This window comes from Spirabiliibacterium mucosae (genome assembly GCF_014884965.1).
Classification (GTDB): domain Bacteria; phylum Pseudomonadota; class Gammaproteobacteria; order Enterobacterales; family Pasteurellaceae; genus Spirabiliibacterium; species Spirabiliibacterium mucosae.
The window spans coordinates 16,180-37,188 of sequence record NZ_JABTBO010000019.1; the positions used below are offsets into that span (position 1 = coordinate 16,180).

Annotated in this window: 18 protein-coding genes and 2 pseudogenes; 10 read left to right on the top strand and 10 right to left on the bottom strand. The window is 53.0% G+C overall.

Annotation, left to right across the window (positions count from 1 at the left end):
- The first annotated feature begins 79 nt into the window (after nt 1-79).
- From HPC37_RS07915 to glpQ, 5 genes and pseudogenes are all read left to right on the top strand, one after another.
- Nucleotides 80-790, top strand: coding sequence for a phosphoribosyltransferase family protein (locus tag HPC37_RS07915; RefSeq protein WP_208122618.1), 711 nt, complete (start codon nt 80-82; stop codon nt 788-790).
- 88 nt (nt 791-878) lie between these two features.
- Nucleotides 879-1,460: a Fe-S biogenesis protein NfuA gene (gene nfuA / locus HPC37_RS07920; protein WP_208122619.1), complete on the top strand. Its 582-nt coding sequence runs from the start codon at nt 879-881 to the stop codon at nt 1,458-1,460.
- Nucleotides 1,461-1,542: 82 nt separating this feature from the next.
- Nucleotides 1,543-3,714, top strand: a pseudogene (locus tag HPC37_RS07925) (Tex family protein); the annotation flags it as partial.
- A gap of 322 nt (nt 3,715-4,036) precedes the next feature.
- Nucleotides 4,037-5,494 carry a glycerol-3-phosphate transporter gene (gene glpT, locus HPC37_RS07930; RefSeq protein ID WP_208122621.1) on the top strand — a complete coding sequence of 486 codons (1,458 nt, stop codon included), beginning with the start codon at nt 4,037-4,039 and terminating at the stop codon, nt 5,492-5,494.
- 68 nt (nt 5,495-5,562) lie between these two features.
- Entirely contained in the window at nt 5,563-6,654 is a 1,092-nt protein-coding gene (gene glpQ / locus HPC37_RS07935) for a glycerophosphodiester phosphodiesterase (protein WP_208122622.1), read from the top strand.
- Between the two features lie 38 nt (nt 6,655-6,692).
- Here the strand turns inward: glpQ and zevB are convergent, their stop codons facing one another.
- The 8 genes and pseudogenes from zevB to HPC37_RS07975 form a co-directional block, all read right to left on the bottom strand.
- On the bottom strand, nt 6,693-7,715 hold the full coding sequence (gene zevB, locus HPC37_RS07940; protein WP_208122623.1) for a zinc transporter permease subunit ZevB: 1,023 nt from the start codon (nt 7,713-7,715) through the stop codon (nt 6,693-6,695).
- The gene (locus HPC37_RS07945) at nt 7,706-8,338 is read right to left on the bottom strand and encodes a DUF1007 family protein (protein ID WP_208122624.1); all 633 of its coding nucleotides are present in this window, start codon (nt 8,336-8,338) and stop codon (nt 7,706-7,708) included. The genes zevB and HPC37_RS07945 overlap by 10 nt, the downstream gene beginning before the upstream one ends.
- Before the next feature lie 83 nt (nt 8,339-8,421).
- Entirely contained in the window at nt 8,422-9,792 is a 1,371-nt protein-coding gene (gene glmU / locus HPC37_RS07950) for a bifunctional UDP-N-acetylglucosamine diphosphorylase/glucosamine-1-phosphate N-acetyltransferase GlmU (RefSeq protein WP_208122625.1), read from the bottom strand.
- A 4-nt stretch (nt 9,793-9,796) separates the two neighbouring features.
- Nucleotides 9,797-10,636 carry a serine O-acetyltransferase gene (gene cysE / locus HPC37_RS07955; RefSeq protein WP_208122626.1) on the bottom strand — a complete coding sequence of 280 codons (840 nt, stop codon included), beginning with the start codon at nt 10,634-10,636 and terminating at the stop codon, nt 9,797-9,799.
- Nucleotides 10,633-11,655, bottom strand: a complete 1,023-nt coding sequence (gene gpsA / locus HPC37_RS07960) for an NAD(P)H-dependent glycerol-3-phosphate dehydrogenase (RefSeq protein WP_208122627.1) — start codon at nt 11,653-11,655, stop codon at nt 10,633-10,635. Before gpsA ends, cysE begins: the two co-directional genes overlap by 4 nt.
- Before the next feature lie 80 nt (nt 11,656-11,735).
- A complete protein-coding gene (secB, locus tag HPC37_RS07965) occupies nt 11,736-12,248 on the bottom strand; it encodes a protein-export chaperone SecB (protein ID WP_208122628.1) in 513 nt (170 codons plus the stop codon).
- Between the two features lie 17 nt (nt 12,249-12,265).
- Nucleotides 12,266-12,706, bottom strand: a complete 441-nt coding sequence (locus HPC37_RS07970; protein ID WP_208122629.1) for a rhodanese-like domain-containing protein — start codon at nt 12,704-12,706, stop codon at nt 12,266-12,268.
- A gap of 127 nt (nt 12,707-12,833) precedes the next feature.
- A pseudogene (locus tag HPC37_RS07975) lies at nt 12,834-13,516 on the bottom strand (2,3-diphosphoglycerate-dependent phosphoglycerate mutase).
- A gap of 159 nt (nt 13,517-13,675) precedes the next feature.
- Between HPC37_RS07975 and envC the strand changes: the two are divergent.
- Both envC and HPC37_RS07985 read left to right on the top strand, forming a co-directional pair.
- Nucleotides 13,676-14,890, top strand: coding sequence for a murein hydrolase activator EnvC (envC, locus tag HPC37_RS07980; RefSeq protein ID WP_208122630.1), 1,215 nt, complete (start codon nt 13,676-13,678; stop codon nt 14,888-14,890).
- 2 nt (nt 14,891-14,892) lie between these two features.
- Nucleotides 14,893-15,717: a divergent polysaccharide deacetylase family protein gene (locus HPC37_RS07985; RefSeq protein ID WP_208122631.1), complete on the top strand. Its 825-nt coding sequence runs from the start codon at nt 14,893-14,895 to the stop codon at nt 15,715-15,717.
- 27 nt (nt 15,718-15,744) lie between these two features.
- On the opposite strand, the gene metJ is transcribed toward HPC37_RS07985, so the two are convergent.
- Together metJ and HPC37_RS07995 are read right to left on the bottom strand one after the other, a co-directional pair.
- A complete protein-coding gene (gene metJ, locus HPC37_RS07990; protein WP_208122632.1) occupies nt 15,745-16,062 on the bottom strand; it encodes a met regulon transcriptional regulator MetJ in 318 nt (105 codons plus the stop codon).
- 120 nt (nt 16,063-16,182) lie between these two features.
- Nucleotides 16,183-17,148, bottom strand: a complete 966-nt coding sequence (locus tag HPC37_RS07995; protein WP_208122633.1) for a glycerophosphodiester phosphodiesterase family protein — start codon at nt 17,146-17,148, stop codon at nt 16,183-16,185.
- Between the two features lie 273 nt (nt 17,149-17,421).
- Here HPC37_RS07995 and uhpT point away from each other — a divergent pair, with 273 nt between their 5' ends.
- From uhpT to galT, 3 genes are all read left to right on the top strand, one after another.
- Entirely contained in the window at nt 17,422-18,843 is a 1,422-nt protein-coding gene (gene uhpT / locus HPC37_RS08000) for a hexose-6-phosphate:phosphate antiporter UhpT (protein ID WP_208122634.1), read from the top strand.
- A gap of 82 nt (nt 18,844-18,925) precedes the next feature.
- Nucleotides 18,926-19,930, top strand: a complete 1,005-nt coding sequence (gene galE / locus HPC37_RS08005; protein WP_208122635.1) for a UDP-glucose 4-epimerase GalE — start codon at nt 18,926-18,928, stop codon at nt 19,928-19,930.
- A gap of 9 nt (nt 19,931-19,939) precedes the next feature.
- Nucleotides 19,940-20,983 (top strand): galactose-1-phosphate uridylyltransferase, encoded by a 1,044-nt coding sequence (gene galT / locus HPC37_RS08010; protein WP_208122636.1) that lies wholly within the window; start codon nt 19,940-19,942, stop codon nt 20,981-20,983.
- Nucleotides 20,984-21,009 lie beyond the last annotated feature (26 nt).

Sequence of the window (21,009 nt, forward strand, 5' to 3'; positions counted from 1 at the left end):
TATTACCATTTTTTCGAGCCTGATCGCATAACTTATCACAAAAAATGTCGCCACCGAGGGATTTTGGCATAATGGCGCTATGTCTGTGTTGCTCAACCACCTTGCCCATGCCCTTGCCCCGCGCTGCCTGCTCTGCCAGCGTGCTTTGGGCCATGCGCGCTTTGGGCTGTGCAGCCGCTGCTGGCGTGCGCTGCCCCGCGCGCCGTGCTGTGGCCGCTGTGGGCTTGTGCTGCCACACAGTGCCGCGCAATGTGGCCAGTGCTTATCCGCGCCGCCGCGCTGGCAGCATTTGGTGCAGGTCACGCCCTATGCCCCGCCCCTGAGCGGCTGGATTCATCGCTTCAAATTCACCGGCGGCTTTGCCCTTGACCGCACTTTGGCACGCTTATTACTGCTGGCGATTTTAGACCACCGCCGGCGCTACCTCACGCCACTGCCCGATGCCATCATCCCTGTGCCGCTGCACCCCCGCCGGCACAAGCGCCGAGGTTATAACCAAGCCGAGCAGCTCGCGCACTATCTCGCCCACTGGCTTGGGATAGAGCTTGTCACCACCGCCGTGGTGCGCGCCTATGCCGTGCCGCCCCAGCGGGGCTTGAGTGCGCGGGCGCGGCAGGAAAATATTCGCCATGTGTTTAAAGCCACCACCTCGCTGAAAGGCAAGCACATTGCGCTGGTTGATGATGTGGTCACCACTGGCGCCACCGTCAATGAGCTGTGCCGCGTGCTCAAACGCGCGGGTGCACGCGCGGTGAGCGTTTGGTGCTTGTGTCGCAGCCAAGGGCATTGAGTGCTGGAAAAAAGTGCGGTTTAGGGGTATGATAACAGGCATAATTCCGACAATTTAAGTCGGATATTGACGAATAATAAGGACAATTATGTATATTACTATTTCACCAGCCGCACAGGCGCATTTTCGTAAATTGCTCGACCAACAAGAAGAGGGCACCAATATCCGCATTTTTGTGGTTAACCCAGGCACCCCAAACGCCGAGTGCGGCGTGTCTTACTGCCCGCCGAATGCGGTGGAAGCGGCCGACACGGAGCTGAAATACGACACTTTTTCAGCCTTTGTGGATGAGGTCAGCTACCCATTTTTAGAAGACGCCGAGCTTGATTTTGTCACCGACGAAATGGGCTCACAGCTCACGCTGAAAGCGCCTAACGCCAAAATGAAAAAAGTCGCCGACGACGCACCGTTAATTGAGCGGGTCGATTATGTCATTCAAACCCAAATCAACCCGCAACTGGCCAGCCACGGCGGGCGCATCACCTTGATTGAGCTGACCGACGACGGCGTGGCAGTGTTACAATTCGGCGGCGGCTGCAACGGCTGTTCAATGGTGGACGTGACCTTGAAAGATGGCGTTGAAAAACAACTGCTCGAGCAATTTGCCGGCGAGTTAAACGGCGTGCGCGATGTCACCGACCACCAACGTGGCGAGCACTCTTACTACTAATTACCCTGCAAAAAGTGCGGTTGGGTTTCAAACCACCGCACTTTTTGCTATGTTAAGCCTTTTCAACTGACCGCAAAAGACTATGCTAAACCAACACATCAGCCAAACCATCGCCACGGAATTGAGCGTGAAACCGGCGCAAATTCTATCCGCGATTGAACTTTTTGACGCGGGCAACACCATTCCGTTTATCGCTCGTTACCGCAAAGAGGCCACCGGTGGCCTAGATGACAGCCAGCTGCGCCATTTTGAAACGCGCCTTGGCTACCTGCGCGAGCTTGAAGAGCGCCGCCAGACGATTTTGAAATCCATCGACGAGCAAGGCAAATTGACCGACGAGCTGCGCGAGAAGATCACCACCTGCGAGAGCAAAACCGCACTTGAAGATCTCTACCTGCCCTACAAGCCTAAACGTCGCACCAAAGGGCAAATTGCCATTGAAGCAGGCCTTGAGCCGCTGGCCGATGCACTGTGGCAAGAACCAAGCCTAGTGCCTGAAGACAAAGCAAGCGAATTTTTAAACCCAGAGCTCGGCGTGAGCGATGCCAAAGCCGCACTCGATGGCGCGCGCTATATCTTGATGGAGCGCTTTGCGGAAGACGCGGAATTGATCGCCAAAGTGCGGTCATACCTGCAAAAAAATGCCTATTTGGTGTCGCAGGTGATTGAGGGCAAAGAGGCGGAAGGCGCGAAGTTTCAAGACTATTTTGACCACCGCGAGCTGCTGTCTAAAGTGCCGTCGCACCGCGCGCTGGCGATGCTGCGTGGGCGCAATGAAGGCGTGTTGCAACTCAGCCTAGACGCCGACCCTGAAAGCGAAGACAAGCGCCAAAGCCACTGCGAGGAGATTATCCGCGCCCATTACAACGTGAGATTAAACCAGCAGCCGGCCGACAGCTGGCGCGAGCAGGTGATCAGCTGGACGTGGCGGATTAAACTCTCGCTGCATTTAGAAACCGAGCTGATGGCGGCACTGCGTGAAAAAGCCGAGGGCGAGGCGATTGACGTGTTCGCACGCAACTTGACCGCACTTTTAATGGCCGCACCCGCCGGCGCCCACACCACCATGGGGCTTGACCCCGGCTTGCGCACCGGCGTGAAGGTGGCGGTTGTGGACAGCACAGGCAAATTGTTGGCAACCGAGACGATTTATCCACACACCGGCCAGCTTGAGCGCGCGGCGCACAGTATTTATCAACTCGGCAAGCGTTTTAACGTTGGGCTGATTGCCATTGGCAACGGCACTGCATCGCGAGAAACCGAACGCTTTGTCGCCGGCGTATTGGCGCAGTCAAAAGACTGGCAGGCGCAAAAAGTTATCGTCAGTGAGGCAGGCGCGTCGGTCTATTCCGCCTCTGAGCTGGCGGCCAAAGAGTTCCCAGAGCTGGACGTGTCATTACGCGGCGCGGTGTCTATCGCGCGGCGCTTGCAAGACCCTTTAGCGGAGCTGGTGAAAATTGACCCGAAAGCCATTGGTGTGGGGCAATATCAACACGATGTTAACCAAAGCCAACTGGCGCGCAAGCTCGACGCGGTAGTGGAAGACTGCGTGAATGCCGTGGGGGTGGATCTCAACACCGCATCCAGTGCGTTATTAACCCGCGTGGCGGGCTTGAGTGCCACCTTGGCGCAAAATATCGTGGCTTACCGCGATGAGCACGGCCGCTTTGACAGCCGCGAGCAGCTTAAAAATGTCCAGCGCCTGGGGCCAAAAGCCTTTGAGCAATGTGCGGGCTTTTTGCGTATTCAAGGCGGCGCCAACCCGCTTGATGCCTCAAGCGTTCACCCTGAGGCCTATCCTGTGGTGGAGAAAATTTTGCACGCCTGCGGCGAGCCGATTGACGCACTGATGGGCAACACCCCAGCGGTGCGTGCCCTTGACCCAGCGCAATTTATCGACGAGCGCTTTGGCCTGCCAACGGTGCGCGACATTCTCCAAGAGCTGGAAAAGCCAGGGCGCGACCCGCGCGGCGAGTTCAAAACCGCAACCTTCAAAGAAGGCGTGGAAAGCTTAGACGATCTCAAAGCGGGCATGATTTTGGAAGGCACGGTCACCAACGTGACCAACTTTGGTGCTTTTGTGGATATCGGCGTGCATCAAGACGGCTTAGTCCACATCTCGGCGCTTTCTGACCGCTTTGTGGAAGACCCACACCAAGTGGTGAAAACCGGTGATATCGTCAAAGTCAAAGTGTTGGATGTAGACATCCCACGCAAACGCATTGCGCTGACCTGCCGCCTTGACGACACCGCCCAGCCAAAAGGCCAAAGTGCGGTGCGCAGCGACAAAAAAGCCCACACTGGCCGCGGCAAAACTGCCCCAAGCAGCACCCTGGGCAATGCCTTTGCCGATGCGCTGAAAAATTGGAAAAAATAACCGCACTTTGCATCACATTCCATGAGAATAATTATTTTATCTCATTAAAAAATAATAAATTCTAAATGGAATGTGATTTTCTTCTCAATTTTCATAATCGAAAATTAACAACCCTATTAAACATGTTATTATGCACTCAGACACAATTTCTACATTTGTGCCATCTAGAGAATATTAATAACGAATTAAGGGGTGACTTATGATAGGTTTTTTTAAACCGAGTGCCGATAAGCCTTTGTTACCGAAAGATCAAATTGACCCAACTTACCGCCGTTTGCGCTGGCAAGTGTTTATGGGGATCTTTTTTGGTTATGCAGCTTATTATTTTGTACGCAGTAATTTCGATTTGGCGCAAAAGGGGCTGATTGAAGCCGGCCTTTACACCAAAACCCAATTGGGTGTGATCGGGATTGCGCCAGGGCTTGCTTATGGTTTGTCTAAATTTTTAATGGCGTCGATTTCTGACCGCTCTAATCCAAAAATCTTTTTGCCAGTCGGCCTTGCGCTTTCCGGTTTGTGTATGACCTTAATGGGCTTGGTGCCATGGGCGACATCAGGCATTTTGATCATGTTCATCATGTTGTTCATCAATGGTTGGTTCCAAGGCATGGGCTGGCCGCCATGTGGGCGCACCATGGTGCACTGGTGGTCAAAAACTGAGCGTGGTACTATCGTATCCATCTGGAACACCGCGCACAACTTAGGCGGCATGGTGCCAGCGCTGTTGGTGGGCTTGGCAACTATGATCTACGCCTCTAACCACCCTGAAGTGACCAAAGTGACCTTTGGTGATATTTGGCAACAAGCGTTGTACTACCCGGGTATCGCAGCGATGGTGGCCTCTGTTATCATCTACTTCTTGATGAAAGACCGCCCACAAAGCTGCGGCTTGCCACCAATCGAAGTCTACAAAAACGACTACCCTGAAGATTACGACGAGAAAACCGCGGAAAATACCCTCACCGCGAAAGAAATCTTCATCACTTATGTGTTGAAAAACCGCCTGTTGTGGTACATCGCCATCGCCAACGTGTTCGTTTATCTCATCCGCTATGGCGTGTTGAAATGGTCACCGGTTTACCTTGGTGAGGTGAAACACTTCAACATCAAAGCCACTGCTTCGGCTTACGCCATCTATGAATTTGCCGCGATTCCAGGCACCCTGATTTGTGGATGGATGTCGGATAAAGTGTTCAAAGGTAAACGTGGCTTAACCGGCTTGGTGTTTATGATCATGGTGACCATCGCGGTGGTGGTCTTCTGGCTTAACCCGGCCACACCAGCAGATGAAATGGCGAAATACGCTCAATTGCCATGGTATCAAAACCCATATCAATTGACCGACTTTATCATGATGACCGTGATTGGTTTCTTGATCTACGGCCCTGTGATGCTGATCGGCTTGCACGCCCTTGAATTGGCACCGAAAAACGCAGCCGGTACCGCCGCAGGCTTCACAGGCTTGTTCGGCTACCTCGGCGGCACCGTGGCAGCCAGTGCTATCATCGGCTGGGCTGCAGACAAATACGGCTGGGACGGTGGCTTTTACATCATGGTCGGCGGCGCCATCATCGCCTGCTTGTTGTTGCTCTTAACCATGATTGAAGAAGGCAAACACAAAGCACGCATTGCCGCAAGCGACCGTTACGGCAACTAATCATTAAGCCAAAGGCGAGGGGCAACCTTCGCCTTTTTTATACCTAAAATAAAGCAAAAGGAGCACCTATGAAAAAAGTCAACGTATTGGCGATGTCGCTGTTGTGTAGCGCTGTGCTGGTGGGCTGCGCAGGGCAGCAAAGTGCGGTCAGCCACAATAATCAAGATAAGTTAGTGATCGCTCACCGTGGCGCCAGCGGCTATTTGCCTGAACACACGCTCGAATCCAAAGCGCTCGCCTTTGGGCAAAAAGCCGATTACCTCGAGCAAGATTTGGCGATGACCAAAGACAACCGTTTGGTGGTGATTCACGACCACTTTTTAGACGGCTTGACCGATGTGGCGCAAAAATTCCCGAAACGCCACCGTAAAGACGGCCGCTACTACGTGGCGGATTTCACCTTGGCGGAAATTCAGCAGCTCAACATGACTGAAAACTTCAAAACAGAAAACGGCAAGCAAGTGCAAGTTTACCCTGACCGCTTCCCGATGTGGAAATCACACTTTAAAATCCACACCTTTGAAGATGAAATTGAATTTATCCAAGGCCTAGAGAAGTCCACCGGCAAAAAAATTGGCATCTACCCTGAAATCAAAGCGCCGTGGCTGCACCATCAAGAAGGCAAAGACATCGCGCTGGCCACCCTTAAAGTGTTGAAAAAATACGGCTACACCAGCAAAGACAGCCCAGTGTATCTGCAAACCTTTGACTTCAACGAGCTCAAACGCATCAAAACCGAATTGCTGCCAAAACTGGGCATGGACATCAAATTAGTGCAACTGGTGGCCTACACCGACTGGCATGAAACCGAAGAGAAAAACGCCCAAGGCAAATGGGTGAATTACAACTATGACTGGATGTTCAAACCAGGTGCAATGGCGGAAGTGGCGAAATACGCCGACGGCGTGGGCCCTGGCTGGTATATGCTGATCGATGACAAAAAATCAACAAAAGGCAACATTCAATACACCGAGATGGTCGCTGATGTCGCCGCCAACAAGCTTGAGCTCCACCCTTACACCGTGCGCAAAGACGCCCTGCCAGATTTCTTCAGCAACGTTGATGAAATGTACGACGCTTTGTTCAACAAAGCCGGCGCCACAGGTTTGTTCACTGACTTCCCTGATCTCGCCGTGAAGTTCCTCGGCAAAGACAAATAACCTTGCCCTAAACCGCACTTTTAAAGTGCGGTTTTTTATTATCGGCTAAACAGTGCCGCGCCGCCGCTGGCAGGCAAGGTGGTGCCATGGATGAGGGCGATGCCCAAGGCGATGAGCAGCAACCCAAAGGCCATTTTAACCCACAGGCCGATGTGTTGGCTCAGTTGGGGCGAGAGGTACCAGCGCCCGAGTTTGACGGCGTGGCTGCGCGCGAACAGCACCAAGCAGGCAAAGCCAGAGAGCGAAAGCCCTGTGCCAATGGCCATCGCCATGGTGGCGAGCATGCCCCAAGGGTAGAGGTCGAGCATGTAGGCTAAAAAGAGCACAAAAATCGCGCCAGAGCATGGGCGCATGCCGATGCTTAAAATGATCATCAGTTGCGATTTCCAATCACTGGCGGCGGCCAGCTCTTGCGCGTTGGGCGCGTGTTTGTGGCCACAGCCACAGCCGTCATCACTGTGGCTCAGTGGCTTTTTAAGCCCAATGTTGCTGGCTTGTGGAATTGGCGCGGTGGCGTTGATGCGCTTGATTTTCACCGCCTTGATTGCAGCAGCTGGTTTGGCTCGTACCGCACTTAGCCATTTTTTGCCGCTCATCACCAGCCAATAAAGCCCGATGAGCACCATGATGGCAAAGCTGGCGCGTTCCATCCACACTTGCGTGAGCTTGAAATAGCGCGAGGAGAGCGTGAGTACCACCACCACAATTGAGGTCATCAAAATCGCCACCAACCCTTGCACCAGCGAGGCCACCAAGGTGAGGCGGATGCCTTTTTTGATTTGCATGCTGTTGGCTGAAAGATAACTGGCGATAATAAATTTGCCGTGCCCCGGGCCGACGGCATGGAACACGCCATAGAGAAAGCTCACCAGCACCAAATAGCCGCCAGCGTAGGCGGGCGCTTGGCGCACGAGGTGGAGGTTTTCGCTGATCGATTGGTTAAATAGCCGCTGCCAGCGCATCACTTGCGCAAGCAAGTTGGGGTAAAAATACCATAACAACAGGCAAAGTGCGGTCAACAGCAGCACTTGTGTGAATAAGGCTTTTTTGCTTAAGGGCATGTCAACTCCACGCGTTGGGCAAACTGCACGCCAAGCGAGAAATCTTCGTCTTTTTGTGATTTGTCTAATCCGTTGGCGTATTGCTTGAGGGTTTCATCAATGCTCGGGGTGGTCACGCTCACCTTGCACTGGCTGCCCGCAGGCGGCTCGGCGCCGTGGTTGTTGGGGTAGCTCATCTCCACATAGTAGCTTGGGTCGTAGGTTTGCAGCAATGCCTTGAACCCTTTCAGTGGCTGCGGGTGGGTGAGGTTGAGCGTGAAATAAAACAATAGTTGGTGGCCTTTCACTTCAAAGCCGTAATCACTCGGTTTGCTGGTGTATTTAATCGGCTCGTGTTGGGCGTTGTAAAAATAGCTGAAATAGTGCTGGTTAACGATGTTTTGCATGATTTCATCCGCCAGCGCTTTGCGTTTTGCCGGGCTGTTTTTGCCGGTTTTTAATTCATAGAGAATTTCTGCCGAGGAGGGCTCGTCAAACAACCAGCGCATCTGCATGCCAGTGAGGGCGTCGTTTTGGCTGACAAAGGTGGTTTGCAAGTCAATAAACGCGTGCGGGTGCGCGGCGCTTTGCTGCGCGCACATTGCCAAACACAAGGCCAAGCCTAAAAACCGCACTTTATGCATATCCGCCCCCTCACTAGGTGTTTAACTCAGACACATCCGCGGTGATAAAGTTCACCGCGGACGGCACGCTGCGCGCGGCTTGGCTATTTTTTGCGCGGGCGTGCCCAGCCTGTAATGTGGCGTTGTGCCACGCGTGTGATCACTAACTCGTCTTTGGCAACATCTTTGGTGATGGTGCTGCCCGCACCAATGGTGGCGCCGTCGGCCACGTTGACGGGTGCGACAAGTTGGCAGTCGGAGCCGACAAACACATCATCGCCAATCACGGTTTGGAATTTGTTCGCACCGTCGTAGTTGCAGGTGATCACCCCCGCGCCGAGGTTGCAATTTTTGCCGATGCTGGCATCGCCCACATAGGTCAAGTGGTTGACTTTAGACCCCTCGCCAACATGGGCTTTTTTGATCTCAACAAAGTTGCCCACATGGGTGCGCTCAGCCAGCTCGGTGCCTGGGCGCAGGCGAGAAAATGGCCCGACAACCGCACTTTCGCCAATGGTGGCCTCTTCAATCACGCTGTACGGTTTGAGCTCAACATCATCGCCGATGCGGCAGTTTTTCAGCACGCAGCCGGCGCCTACACGCACGCGATCGCCAAGCACCACATCGCCTTCGATGATCACATTAACATCAATTTCCACATCTTTGCCGTGAGTGAGTTGGCCGCGAATGTCGATGCGTTGCGGGTCGATGATCATCACGCCGGCAAGCAGCAATTGCTTGGCTTGGCGCGCTTGGTAATAGCGCTCAAGGGCGGCGAGTTGCAAGCGGTTATTCGCGCCTTCCACCTCCATCGGGTCGAGCGCTTGCACGCCGACAACTTGGCAGCCGTCTTGATTGGCCAGGGCAATCACATCGGTGATGTAGTATTCCCCTTGCGCGTTGTTGTTGTCTAACTGCGCCAGCCAGCGTTTGAAGCTCGCGCCGCTGGCCACCATCAAGCCTGAGTTGACCTCTTTAATCTCGCGTTGGGCGTCGCTGGCGTCTTTTTGCTCCACAATGCCGACGATATTGTCGTTTTCGCCACGCAAAATGCGGCCATAGCCTGTTGGGTCATCGAGAGTAACGGTCAGCAGCGCAATGCCGCCTTCGGGCTTGGCGGAAATCAAGCGGGTTAAGGTCTCTTCGGTGATCAGCGGGCCGTCGCCGTAGAGCATTAAAATGTTCTCATCATCGGCAAAGTGCGGTGCGGCTTGTTGCATCGCATGCCCTGTGCCCAATTGCTCAGCTTGCAGCACCCATTCCACGCGCTCGTCTTTGAGGCGCGATTGCATCAGCTCACCGCCGTGGCCATAGATTAAATAAACCTTTTCAGGGTTGAGCTGCTGCACGGTGTCAATCACATGTTTGACCATCGGCTTGCCTGCCACGTTGTGCAGCACTTTCGGTAAATCGGAATACATACGGGTGCCTTTGCCAGCGGCGAGCACCACCACGCTTAATTTTTGTGTTGTCATTGTGTTATCTCTCATCAACGCACGCCGAAGTGGCGTTTTTGTCAGCTTCAAAGTATTGATCCATTTCAAACGATGGCACGCCATCGGCCTGCCCTCGCGCGATAATTTTGGCCGGCACACCCGCGGCGGTGGCATAAGCGGGCACCGCTTGCAGCACCACGGAGCCGGCGCCAATTTTGGCAAATTGGCCAATTTCAATATTGCCTAAAATTTTCGAGCCCGCGCCAATCATCACACCAGCGCGCACTTTCGGGTGGCGATCGCCTTCGGCTTTGCCTGTCCCGCCGAGTGTCACGCCTTGCAAAATCGACACATCGTTTTCCACCACGGCGGTTTCCCCCACCACGATGCCGGTTGCGTGATCGAGCATAATCCCGCAGCCAATTTGCGCGGCGGGGTGAATGTCCACATCAAAGGCGACCGAAATTTGGTTTTGCAGATAAATCGCCAGTGCTTTGCGCTCTTGCTGCCACAAATAGTGCGTGATGCGGTAGCTTTGCAGCGCGTGGTAGCCCTTAAGATACAGCAACGGCGTGGAGAGCATCGTCACCGCTGGGTCACGCTCACGCACCGCGGTCAAGTCATGGGCGGCGGCGTCAATCAGCTCAGGGTTGTGCTGATAGGCGTCTTCAATAATTTCTTTTAGCGCGATCGCCTGCATAATCGGATTGGCCAGCTTGTTGGCTAAAATGTAGCTCAGCGCTTGGCCAAGGTGGTGATGCTTTAAAATTGTGGCATGAAAAAAGCTCGCCAGCATTGGCTCGTGCTCGGCCAGCGTGTGCGCCTCGGCGCGTATGGCCTGCCACAACTGTTGCAATGGCTCGGATTGAGTGGTGTTTATCATTGGCTAAATTCTTCTGTTTTTTTGCGCCCCAGCAGTGCGTGCGCTGCCTCTTTGGCATCTTTGCCGCAAAACAGCACTTGATAAATCTGCTCGGTGATCGGCATTTCAACGCCGTGGTGCTGCGCCAGCAAATGCGCCTCTTTGGTGTTGTAAAAGCCCTCAACTACCTGGCCGATATTCGAAAGTGCGGTTTGCGCGTCAAACCCTTGGCCGAGCATCAGCCCAAAGCGGCGGTTGCGGGATTGGTTGTCAGTACACGTCAGCACCAAATCGCCCAAGCCTGCCATGCCCATAAAGGTTTCTGGCTGCGCGCCGAGCGCCAAGCCCAAGCGCGTGATCTCCGCCAAACCGCGAGTGATCAGCGCCGTGCGCGCATTGGCACCAAAGCCCATGCCATCTGAAATCCCGGCACCAATGGCGATCACGTTTTTCACCGCGCCGCCAAGCTGCACGCCGATAAGGTCGTTGTTGACATACACGCGGAAATGCTTCGAGCAATGAATGCGCGATTGCACCTCTTTGGCGAAATTCACATCATCGGAGGCAATGGCGATCGCCGTTGGCAGGCCTGAGGCCAGCTCGTGGGCAAAAGTGGGGCCAGAGAGCACCGCCAGTGGGTAGTGATGGCCGAGCATTTCTCGCGCCACGTCACTGAGCAGCCGCCCGGTGTCGCGCTCAAGGCCTTTGGTGGCCCAAATAAGGCGGCTGTTGGGCTGCAAGTGCGGTTTGATTTGCGCCAGCACATCGGCAAACACGTGGCTTGGCACCACCAGCAAAACATCCCGCGAGTGGCTCAGCGTGCGCGCCAAATCAGGCTCAATCATCAAACTGTCAGGAAAGGCGATATCAGGCAAGAAGTCGCGATTTTCGCGGTCATGGCTTAAGCGCTCAAGATGGTTAGGGTCGTGCCCCCACAAATAGGTCGGTGCGCCATTGCGAGAAAGCGCAATCGCAAGTGCGGTGCCAAACGAGCCTGCGCCGAGCACCGTCATCGGAATGTGGCTGATTGCATTCGTCATCTTGTTCTCCTTAGCCTTTTTGCTGATTATAAAACAAAAACGCAGGGCGTGCCTGCGTTTTATGTATAAATAGCCATGGATTAATGCGTGGTTTCTTCGCCTTCGCCCTCTTCTTGCGCCATTTGCTCTTGCAGCTGTTGCATAAACAGTGCATCAAAGTTGATTGGCGAGAGGTTCAATGCTGGGAAGGTGCCGCGATTAACCAAGCTTGAAATCAGCTCACGCGCGTACGGGAAGAGCATATTCGGGCATTGTGCGCTCAAGCAGTGCGCTAATTGCACGCCTTCAAGGCCGGTGATGGTGAACACGCCCGCTTGTTTCACTTCGCATAAAAAGGCCACTTCGTCGCTGCCTTCCATTTTGGTTTCAACGGTGAGGTTTAAGCACACTTCATAGACGTTTTCAGCCAGCACTTGGGTTTCGGTGTTGAGGTCAAACGACAATTGCGGCTTCCACTCTTGTTGGAAAATAGTTGGCAAGTTTGGCGCTTCAAACGACACATCTTTGATATAAATGCGTTGAATTTGCAACGACGCTTCAGCTTGTTCAGTTTCGGTTGCAGCGTTGTTGTCTTGTTGGTTTTCGTCAGCCATAAAAACTCCCTGATTAATTAATGTTTAACAAGCGGTAAATTGGCACCGTTCCAGCCGGCAATGCCCTCTTTGAGGCTATAAACTTGGCTAAAGCCTTGTTTATAAAGTGCGTTGGCCAACTCCACAGAGCCTAAGCCTGCGCTGTCGACCACAATGGCCGGCACGGCTTTGTATTTTTCCAGTGCGGGGATGTGTTTACCTTTGATCTCACTTGGCAAGGCTTGCACGCTGCCGGCGATATGCCCGCGGGCAAACTCTTCGTCACTGCGCACATCAACCACAATGCCGTTGTGTTTGTTGATAAGTTGCGTGAGTTGCGCGTTATCAATCACTTTGGCTTTTGAGGTGGCGGATTTAACACTGGTGACAATCACGGCGACAAACACCGCCAACCAAGCAATCACCATGATGGTGTGATTGCGTGCAAATTCCATCGCTTGGGGTAAAAATTCTTGCATGCTTTGCTCTCAAGTTAAAAACGTAAACAGTGGGTAAGTATAACCGCACTTTGGCCGATGACCAAATAAAATACGCATGACTAAAACACTCCTTTGGCGCACGCCAAAGAAGTGTTTTGTGTAGGCATTAGAGGTAGTATTTTTTCACCACGTTGAAGTTTTCATCCAACTCATAAACCAACGGTTGGCCGGTTGGGATTTCAAGGCCCATGATGTCTTCGTCGCTGATGCCTTCAATGTGTTTAGCTAAAGCGCGCAGTGAGTTACCGTGCGCGGTGACTAACACGCGTTTGCCGTCTAACAACGCAGGCGCAATTTGGTCTTCCCAGAATGGCAACACACGCTCTAAAGTCACTTTCAAGTTTTCGCCGTCTGGCACCACATCGCTTGGCAAGTTGGCGTAGCGGCGGTCGTTGTGGGCAGAGTTTGGATCGTTTTTGTCCAACAACGGTGGCAAGGTGTCGTATGAACGGCGCCAAATGTGAACTTGCTCTTCGCCGTATTTTTCGGCAGTGGCTTTTTTGTCCAAGCCTTGCAATTGGCCGTAGTGACGTTCGTTCAAACGCCAGTTTTTCACTTGTGGGATCCACAATTGGTTGGACTCTTCCAACACGATGTTACAAGTTTTAATCGCACGGGTTAATACAGAGGTGAAGGCGATGTCAAACTCAAAGCCGGCGTCTTTTAATTTTTACCCGCTGCTTTGGCTTCTTCCACGCCGCGCTCAGTGAGGTTCACATCACGCCAGCCGGTGAACAAGTTTTTGGCATTCCATTCACTAAAACCATGACGAATAAATACGAGTTTCATTTTAAGCTCCTTAAGATATCAAAATACTTGCGCCTTTATAGCAAATAATGGCCGAAGTTTAAATAGTGCGAGATCAACTTTCACGATATTTTCGCCAAAGGCTGATTTTTTTGTGATTAACGCGTAGAATAGGGCGATTAGGATTGTTTTGGAGGTTGTGTGCAAAAGCGAGTTTTTTTAAGCCTGTTGGCCGCGTTGGCGCTCGGTGTGAGTGTAACTGGCGCGCAGGCCGCCGATGACCTCTCTCAGGTGCGCAGCCAAATCAAAGCGCAGCAGCAAAAGCTCAACGCCCAGCGCAATGAGCACAACAAGCTGCAACAAGAGCTGAAAAAGCACGAAAGCAACATCAACGCGGTGCTCGGGGAGCTGCGCAAAACCGAGCAAGAGCTGCGCGAGGTGCGCAAAGACATCGCCGAGAGCGACAAGCAAATCGCCCGCCTTGAAGGACAGCTGCGCACCCAAAAGCAAAAACTCGCCGAGCAGCTTGATGCCGCCTACCGCGCGGGGCTCAACCCGTCGGTGATTGAGCGCATGCTCAGCGACAAAGCCCAGCAAAGCGGGCGGATGTTTGCCTATTATCAAGAGTTCAACCGCAAACGCATGGCGCTGATTGCCGAGATTAAACACACCCAAGAGAGCCTTGAGGCGCAAAAATCGCAAGCGCAAGCCCAGCAAACCCAGCTGCAAGGGATTTTAAGCAAGCAAAAAAAATCGCAAACCAGCCTTGAAAAAAGCCAGCGTGAGCGCAAAACCACCCTCACCAAGCTTGACCGCTCGATTAAACAAAGCGAAAACCGCCTTGATGTGCTCAAGCAAAATGAGGCCAAACTGAAAAGCTCAATTGCCGCGGCGGAAAAGCGCGCGCGTGAGCAAAAGCAGCGTGAAATTGCCGCCTACGAGCGCAAAAAGGCCGCGCAAGAAAAGGCCAACAACAAGCCTTATCAACCCACCGAGCAAGAGCGCCAACTCACCCGCCAAGGCGGTGGCTTGGGCGCGGCCAAGCAGCAATATGCCATGCCGGTTTCGGGCAGTGTGGCGAACCGCTACGGCAGCGTGCAAATGGGCGAACTGCGCTGGCGCGGCTTGGTGATTAACGCGCCGGCCGGCTCGCCGGTGCATGCCATTGCTGACGGGCGCGTGATTTTAGCCAACTGGCTGCAAGGCTACGGCTTGGTGGTGCTGATTGACCATGGCGCGGGAGACATGAGCCTTTATGGCTACAACCAACGCATCAGCGTGGCCAATCAGCAATATGTCAAACGCGGGCAAAAAATTGCCGAGGTGGGCAGCACCGGCGGGCAAGGGCGCGCGGCGCTCTATTTTGAAATCCGCCGCAAAGGCAAGCCACTCAATCCACAAGGCTGGGTGAGGTAGCCATGAAAAAAACCGCACTTTGCATAATCTCGCTTGCAACCGCACTTTTTGCCGCCAGCGTGCAGGCCGGCAAGCTGGCGATTGTGATTGATGACGTGGGTTATCGAGGCGATGATTTGAAAATCTATGCCATGCCGCGTGCGCTGAGTGTGGCGATTATCCCCTCATCGCCTTATGCCACCGAGCGGGCGAACAAAGCCTTTGCCCAGCAGCGCGATGTGCTCATTCACCAGCCAATGCAGCCCAAAGGCCAGCACAAAATTGAGCCCGAGGCGTTGCTTATCGGCATGAGTGCCGCGCAAGTGGCCGCCAAAGTCGACTACGCCAAAAAGCGCGTGCCCCACGCCATCGGCATGAACAACCACATGGGCAGCGCCGCCACCTCTGACCGCACTTTGATGAATCATTTAATGCAAAAACTCGCGCAGGAAAAGTTATTCTTTTTAGACAGCCGCACCATCGGCTCAAGCGTGGCGGAAAAGGTCGCCAAAGAACACGGCGTGGGCGCGTTGAGCCGGCATATTTTTTTAGATGACAGCGACGCGTTGGCCGACGTGCAGCGGCAATTTCAACGTGCGGTCAACTATGCCCGCAAGCATGGCAGCGCGATTGCCATCGGCCACCCGCGCAAAAATACCATCGCCGTGCTGCAACACGGCATTGCCACACTGCCCAAAGACATCCAACTGGTGAGCATCTCCAGCCTGTGGCGCAAAGAAAAGGCGGTGCCAGTTGCGCCGTTTATCTTGCTGTTTAACGACATCCCCGCCACCACCTCACAAGCGCCGTTTGAAAAGGTGCCCCTGCTGCGCGGTGTGCCCAATTAAAAACCGCACTTTAAAGTGCGGTTAGCGTTAGTATTCCCACTCGTCAGGGTCAATCCCAAGGGCGCGCATTTCAAGCTTGGCCTGCTCTGGGATTTCATCACTGCGCTCTTTCATCAAATCGTCATCGGTGGGCAGCGGCTGGCCAGTGAAGGCGTGCAAAAAGGCCTCGCACAACAGCTCACTGTTGGTGGCGTGGCGCAAGTTGCGGATTTGCCGGCGGGTGCGCTCATTGGTCAAAATCTCCAACACCTTGATAGGAATTGACACCGTAATTTTCTTCACTTGCTCACTTTTTTTGCCGTGCTCTGCATACGGACTAATGTATTTCCCATCCCACTGTGCCATCGTTTTGCCCTTTAGCCATAAAAAGAATAGGCGTATTGTAACAAATTTTTTAAAAATCACAATCTAGACGTCAAGACTGCTAAAAACAAGGGGCGTTTCACACCCCTTGTCTTGTGTTGCTTAGCGATAGGTGTCGCAAATTTTCACGTTTTTCAGTGAGGTGCAAGCATCGCGCAGCTCGATAAAGCGGGTCAGCTCAATCGCGAGGTCAGACTGGAACACGTTCGCGCCAGAGTTGAGGTAGCTCTTCCACACGGAATAATCAAAGCGCTCAGCCGCACCGTCTGGGTCGTTGAGGGTGTTAATCCACAACCGCACTTTGCTTTTATCGGCAATGTCTAAAAGCTCAGGCGAGATGTCCGCCATTTGGGTGTGCATGATTTTGAACTCATCGCCCCACATCTCTTTGAATTTTTTGAAATCCGCCACCGGGTCGCCGCCTTTTTGCAGTGGCGTGTTGATTGGCAGCGGGATAACGCCGATTTTATCGGTCACTTCTTTTAATTTTTCCGCGTTGGAGTTATACGCCAGCAGGTTGTCTTTGCCAAACTCGGCGATGAGTTTTTCCAGCTGCGGGATGTCGATTTCTTTCAAATCGAGGTCAAGGAATACGCGGTCTTTCGCCAAAGTGAGCGCTTCACGCAGGGTTGGCACGCGGTGCTCTTGGCCATCAAAGCCGTCGGTGAGTTTGAGCTGCTTGATTTCGGCTAAGGTGAATTTGTTGACCAAATATTTGCCTTTGTATTTGCCCTCTTTCTCCGCTCTGTCGGGGAAAACCTCCGCCACGTTGGTGGTGCGGTCAAGGGTGCTGTCGTGCATCAGCACATATTCGCCGTCGGCGGTCAAGCGTGGGTCGCACTCAATGATACTCACGCCGCGGTTGATGGCAAGCTCCATCGCCGCCAGCGAGTTTTCCGGGAAAATGCGGCTTTCAAGGCCGGCTTGCGCACGGTGGGAGGCGGTCATCACCGCAAACGGATAGTGCGTGAAGCGCTCTAAAATTTGACTGGTGGCGTCACTGGCCAGCGCCGCGGCGCTGGAGAGAGAAAGCACAAGTGCTAAAGCGGAGATTTTCATATTTTTCATAAAGATACCCTTAAAGTGTTGTGTTTTAATAAGACTCCAAAACGGAGGGCTCGGGGAGTTATTAAAGGCAAAAATGTTCGTTATCGCAAGCACGAAAAGTGGGATTTGTGACGGGCTTTTGAAAGCTGAAAATTTCTCATTTCAAAATTTGATATACCTCACAAAATGCTGTTTTAATGCTTTGCATTATTATTTTTTTTTTTACAATCGCGTTTCGTTTATTAATCACTTTAATAAAAATTCTTATTAATCTCACATTACAGGAGTTGTATCATGGCAGGGTTTTTTGATATTAAAAAAATTCCACCGATTGGGTTGACCACCGCGCAGCAGCGCAAACAATGGCTTAAGCAGTTCATGAAAGCCTTTATGGTGGTGTTCTTGGCGTACATGTGTATGTACCTCATCCGTAATAACTTCAAGGCCGCGCAACCGTTCTTGAAAGAAGAATACGGCATCTCAACCCTAGAACTCGGCTACATCGGCTTGGCGTTTTCGATTATTTACGCTTTTGGTAAAACCATTTTCGGGTATTTCATCGATGGTAAAAACACCAAACGCATCATGTCATTTTGCTTGATTTGCGCCGCCTTGGTGGTGATTGCCATGGGCTTGGTGCTCAGCGCCTTCGGCTCGGTGATTGGTGTGTTTATCGTGTTGTGGGGGCTCAATGGTGCCTTCCAATCCGTTGGTGGTCCTGCCTCATACAGCACCATTTACCGCTGGGTGCCGCGTACTAAACGTGCCACCTCCATGGGCCTTTGGAACAGCTCGCACAACGTCGGTGGCGCCATCGCCGGTGCCTTAGCGCTGTGGGGTGCCAACACCTTCTTTGGCGGCAATATTGTTGGGATGTTCATCTTCCCGGCGGTGATTGCGTTAATCATTGGTGTTATCGGCCTGTTCTGGGGTAAAGACGACCCAGAAGAGCTCGGCTGGAACCGCTCTGAAGAGATTTTTGAAGAGCCAATCGAGGCGGAAAACATCGCCGCAGAGAGCATGACCAAATGGGAAATCTTCAAAAAATACCTGCTCTCCAACCCGTGGGTGTGGGTGCTGTGTATCGCCAACGTGTTTGGTTATATCCTGCGTATCGGGATCGATAACTGGGCGCCATTATACGTGCGTGAAACCCTCAACTTCGGCAGCTATGATGCCGTGAACACCATCTTCTATTTTGAAGCCGGCGCCTTTTTAGGCAGCCTCACTTGGGGTGTGGTGGCCGACTACCTCAAAGGCCGCAACGCCTTGGTGGGTGTGTTCTGTTTGACCATCGTGTTCTTCACCATCGGCTACTACCGCGACGGCTCCAGCGTGATGGCGGTGAACATTGCCCTATTCTTACTTGGCTTGTTGATTTTCGGTACACTGACATTAATCCCGCTGTCTATCATTAACTTGGCACCGAAAAAAGGCGTGAGTGTGGCCAACGGCTTGGCCGGCACCTTCGGGTATCTCTTTGGTGACTCCACCGCGAAAGTGGGCTTGGCCGCGATTGCCGACCCGAACAAAAACGGCTTGACTATCTTCGGCCACAACTTGCACGGCTGGGCGGATGTGTTCAGCGTGTTCTACGTTGCCTGTGTGATTGCCGTGGTGCTCTTGGCCTTGGTGGCAGTGGTGGAAGAACGTAAAATCCGCGCCATCGAAAAAGCCAAAAAACTTGGCCTTAAAGTGGCAAAAGAACAAGACTAATGTGACACCTTGCGTGTTGTAACACAAAGCCTTTGCTTGCCACCGTGATGAGCAAAGGCTTTTGACTTTTTAGGAGAAGATTATGGCAATTTTAATCACCGGCGGCGCCGGCTATATTGGCTCCCACACCGCTGTCGAATTTTTAAACGCAGGCCTTGAGGTGGTGATTTTAGACAACCTGCACAATGCCTCTCAATCCACCATCGGCAAAATTGAGCAAATCAGCGGCAAATCCGTCACTTTTTATGAAGGCGACATTCTCGACCGCACTTTGCTCGACAACCTCTTTGCCAAGCACAACATCGAGGCGGTGATTCACTTTGCTGGCCTCAAAGCGGTGGGCGAGAGCGTGGAAAAACCGCTCTTTTATTACCAAAACAACGTCACCGGCACCCTCACCTTGCTGCAAGCGATGCTAAAAGCGGGCGTGAACAACATTGTGTTTAGCTCATCAGCCACCGTTTATGGCGACCCGCAGCAAATCCCAATCACCGAAGAGTGCGCCGTGGGCAACACCACAAATCCGTATGGCACCTCAAAATACATGGTTGAGCGCATTTTGCTTGATGCCGCCCACGCCCACCCACAACTCAGCGCCATGATTTTGCGCTATTTCAACCCTATCGGCGCGCATGAAAGCGGCCTAATTGGCGAAAATCCTAACGGCATCCCGAACAATTTGATGCCGTACATCAGCCAAGTGGCCGCCGGCAAGTTAGAAAAACTTTCCGTGTTTGGTGATGACTACCCAACCCACGACGGCACTGGCGTGCGCGATTACATCCATGTGGTGGATTTGGCCCTTGGGCATTTGGCGGTGTTGAAAAAACACCAAAACGAGCCAGGCAGCCACATTTACAACCTTGGCACGGGTGAAGGCTACTCGGTGCTCGACATGGTGCGCGCCTTTGAGCGGGTCAACCACATCACCATCCCGTATGTGATGGCCCCACGCCGACCGGGGGACATTGCGGTGTGTTATTCCAACCCGCAAAAAGCCTTTGAACACCTCGGCTGGAAGGCGCAGCGCAAGCTCGACCAAATGATGCAAGACACCTGGAATTTTCAAAAAAATCACAAAAACTAGGAGCATACTATGCAATTTGATGCAACCGAACACCCGCACCGCCGCTATAATCCGCTCAAAGATGAATGGATTTTAGTCTCCCCGCACCGCGCCAAACGCCCGTGGAGTGGGCAAAACGAAGCGCCCGCGCGCGATGAACTGCCAAGCTATGACCCCAACTGCTTTCTCTGCCCTGGCAACACACGCATTTCTGGCGAGAAGAACCCCGATTACCAAGGCACCTATGTCTTCCAAAACGATTTTGCCGCGTTGATGACCGACAGCCCCGATGCGCCACCAAGTGATAACCCGCTCTTTCAAGTGCAAGGCGTGCGTGGCCTAAGTCGCGTGATTTGCTTTTCACCCGACCACAGCAAAACGCTGCCCGAGCTGGATTTAAGTGCCATTCGCGGCGTGATTGATACTTGGGATGCGCAACTGCAGGAGCTTGGCAAAGAGTATTTGTGGGTGCAAGCCTTTGAAAACAAAGGCGCGATGATGGGCTGCTCCCAGCCGCATCCGCACGGGCAAATTTGGGCCAACAGCTTTTTGCCCAACGAAATTGCCACCAAAGAGAAAAATCTCAAAGCCTATTATGACAAGCACGGCAGCAATTTGCTGCTTGATTACGTCAACGCCGAACTGAAAGACGGCGCGCGCACCGTGGTGGAAACCGAATTTTGGCTGGCCGTGGTGCCGTACTGGGCGGCGTGGCCGTTTGAAACCATGCTGCTGCCGAAAGTGAAAGTGCGCCGCTTTGACGAGCTCAACGACGCCCAGCGCGACGACTTAGCCGTGGCGATCAAAAAACTCACCACCAAATATGACAACTTGTTTGAGTGCGCCTTCCCGTACTCCATGGGCTGGCACTTTGCGCCGTTTTTCAAAGACGGGCGCAACATTGACCATTGGCAGCTGCACGCCTGCTTCTACCCGCCACTGCTGCGCTCAGCCACCGTGCGCAAGTTTATGGTCGGCTATGAAATGCTCGCCGAAGCGCAGCGCGATTTGACTGCCGAACAAGCCGCCGAACGCCTGGCAAAACTAAGCGACGTGCATTACAAACAACGCTAAACCCAAAGTGCGGTCTTGACCGCACT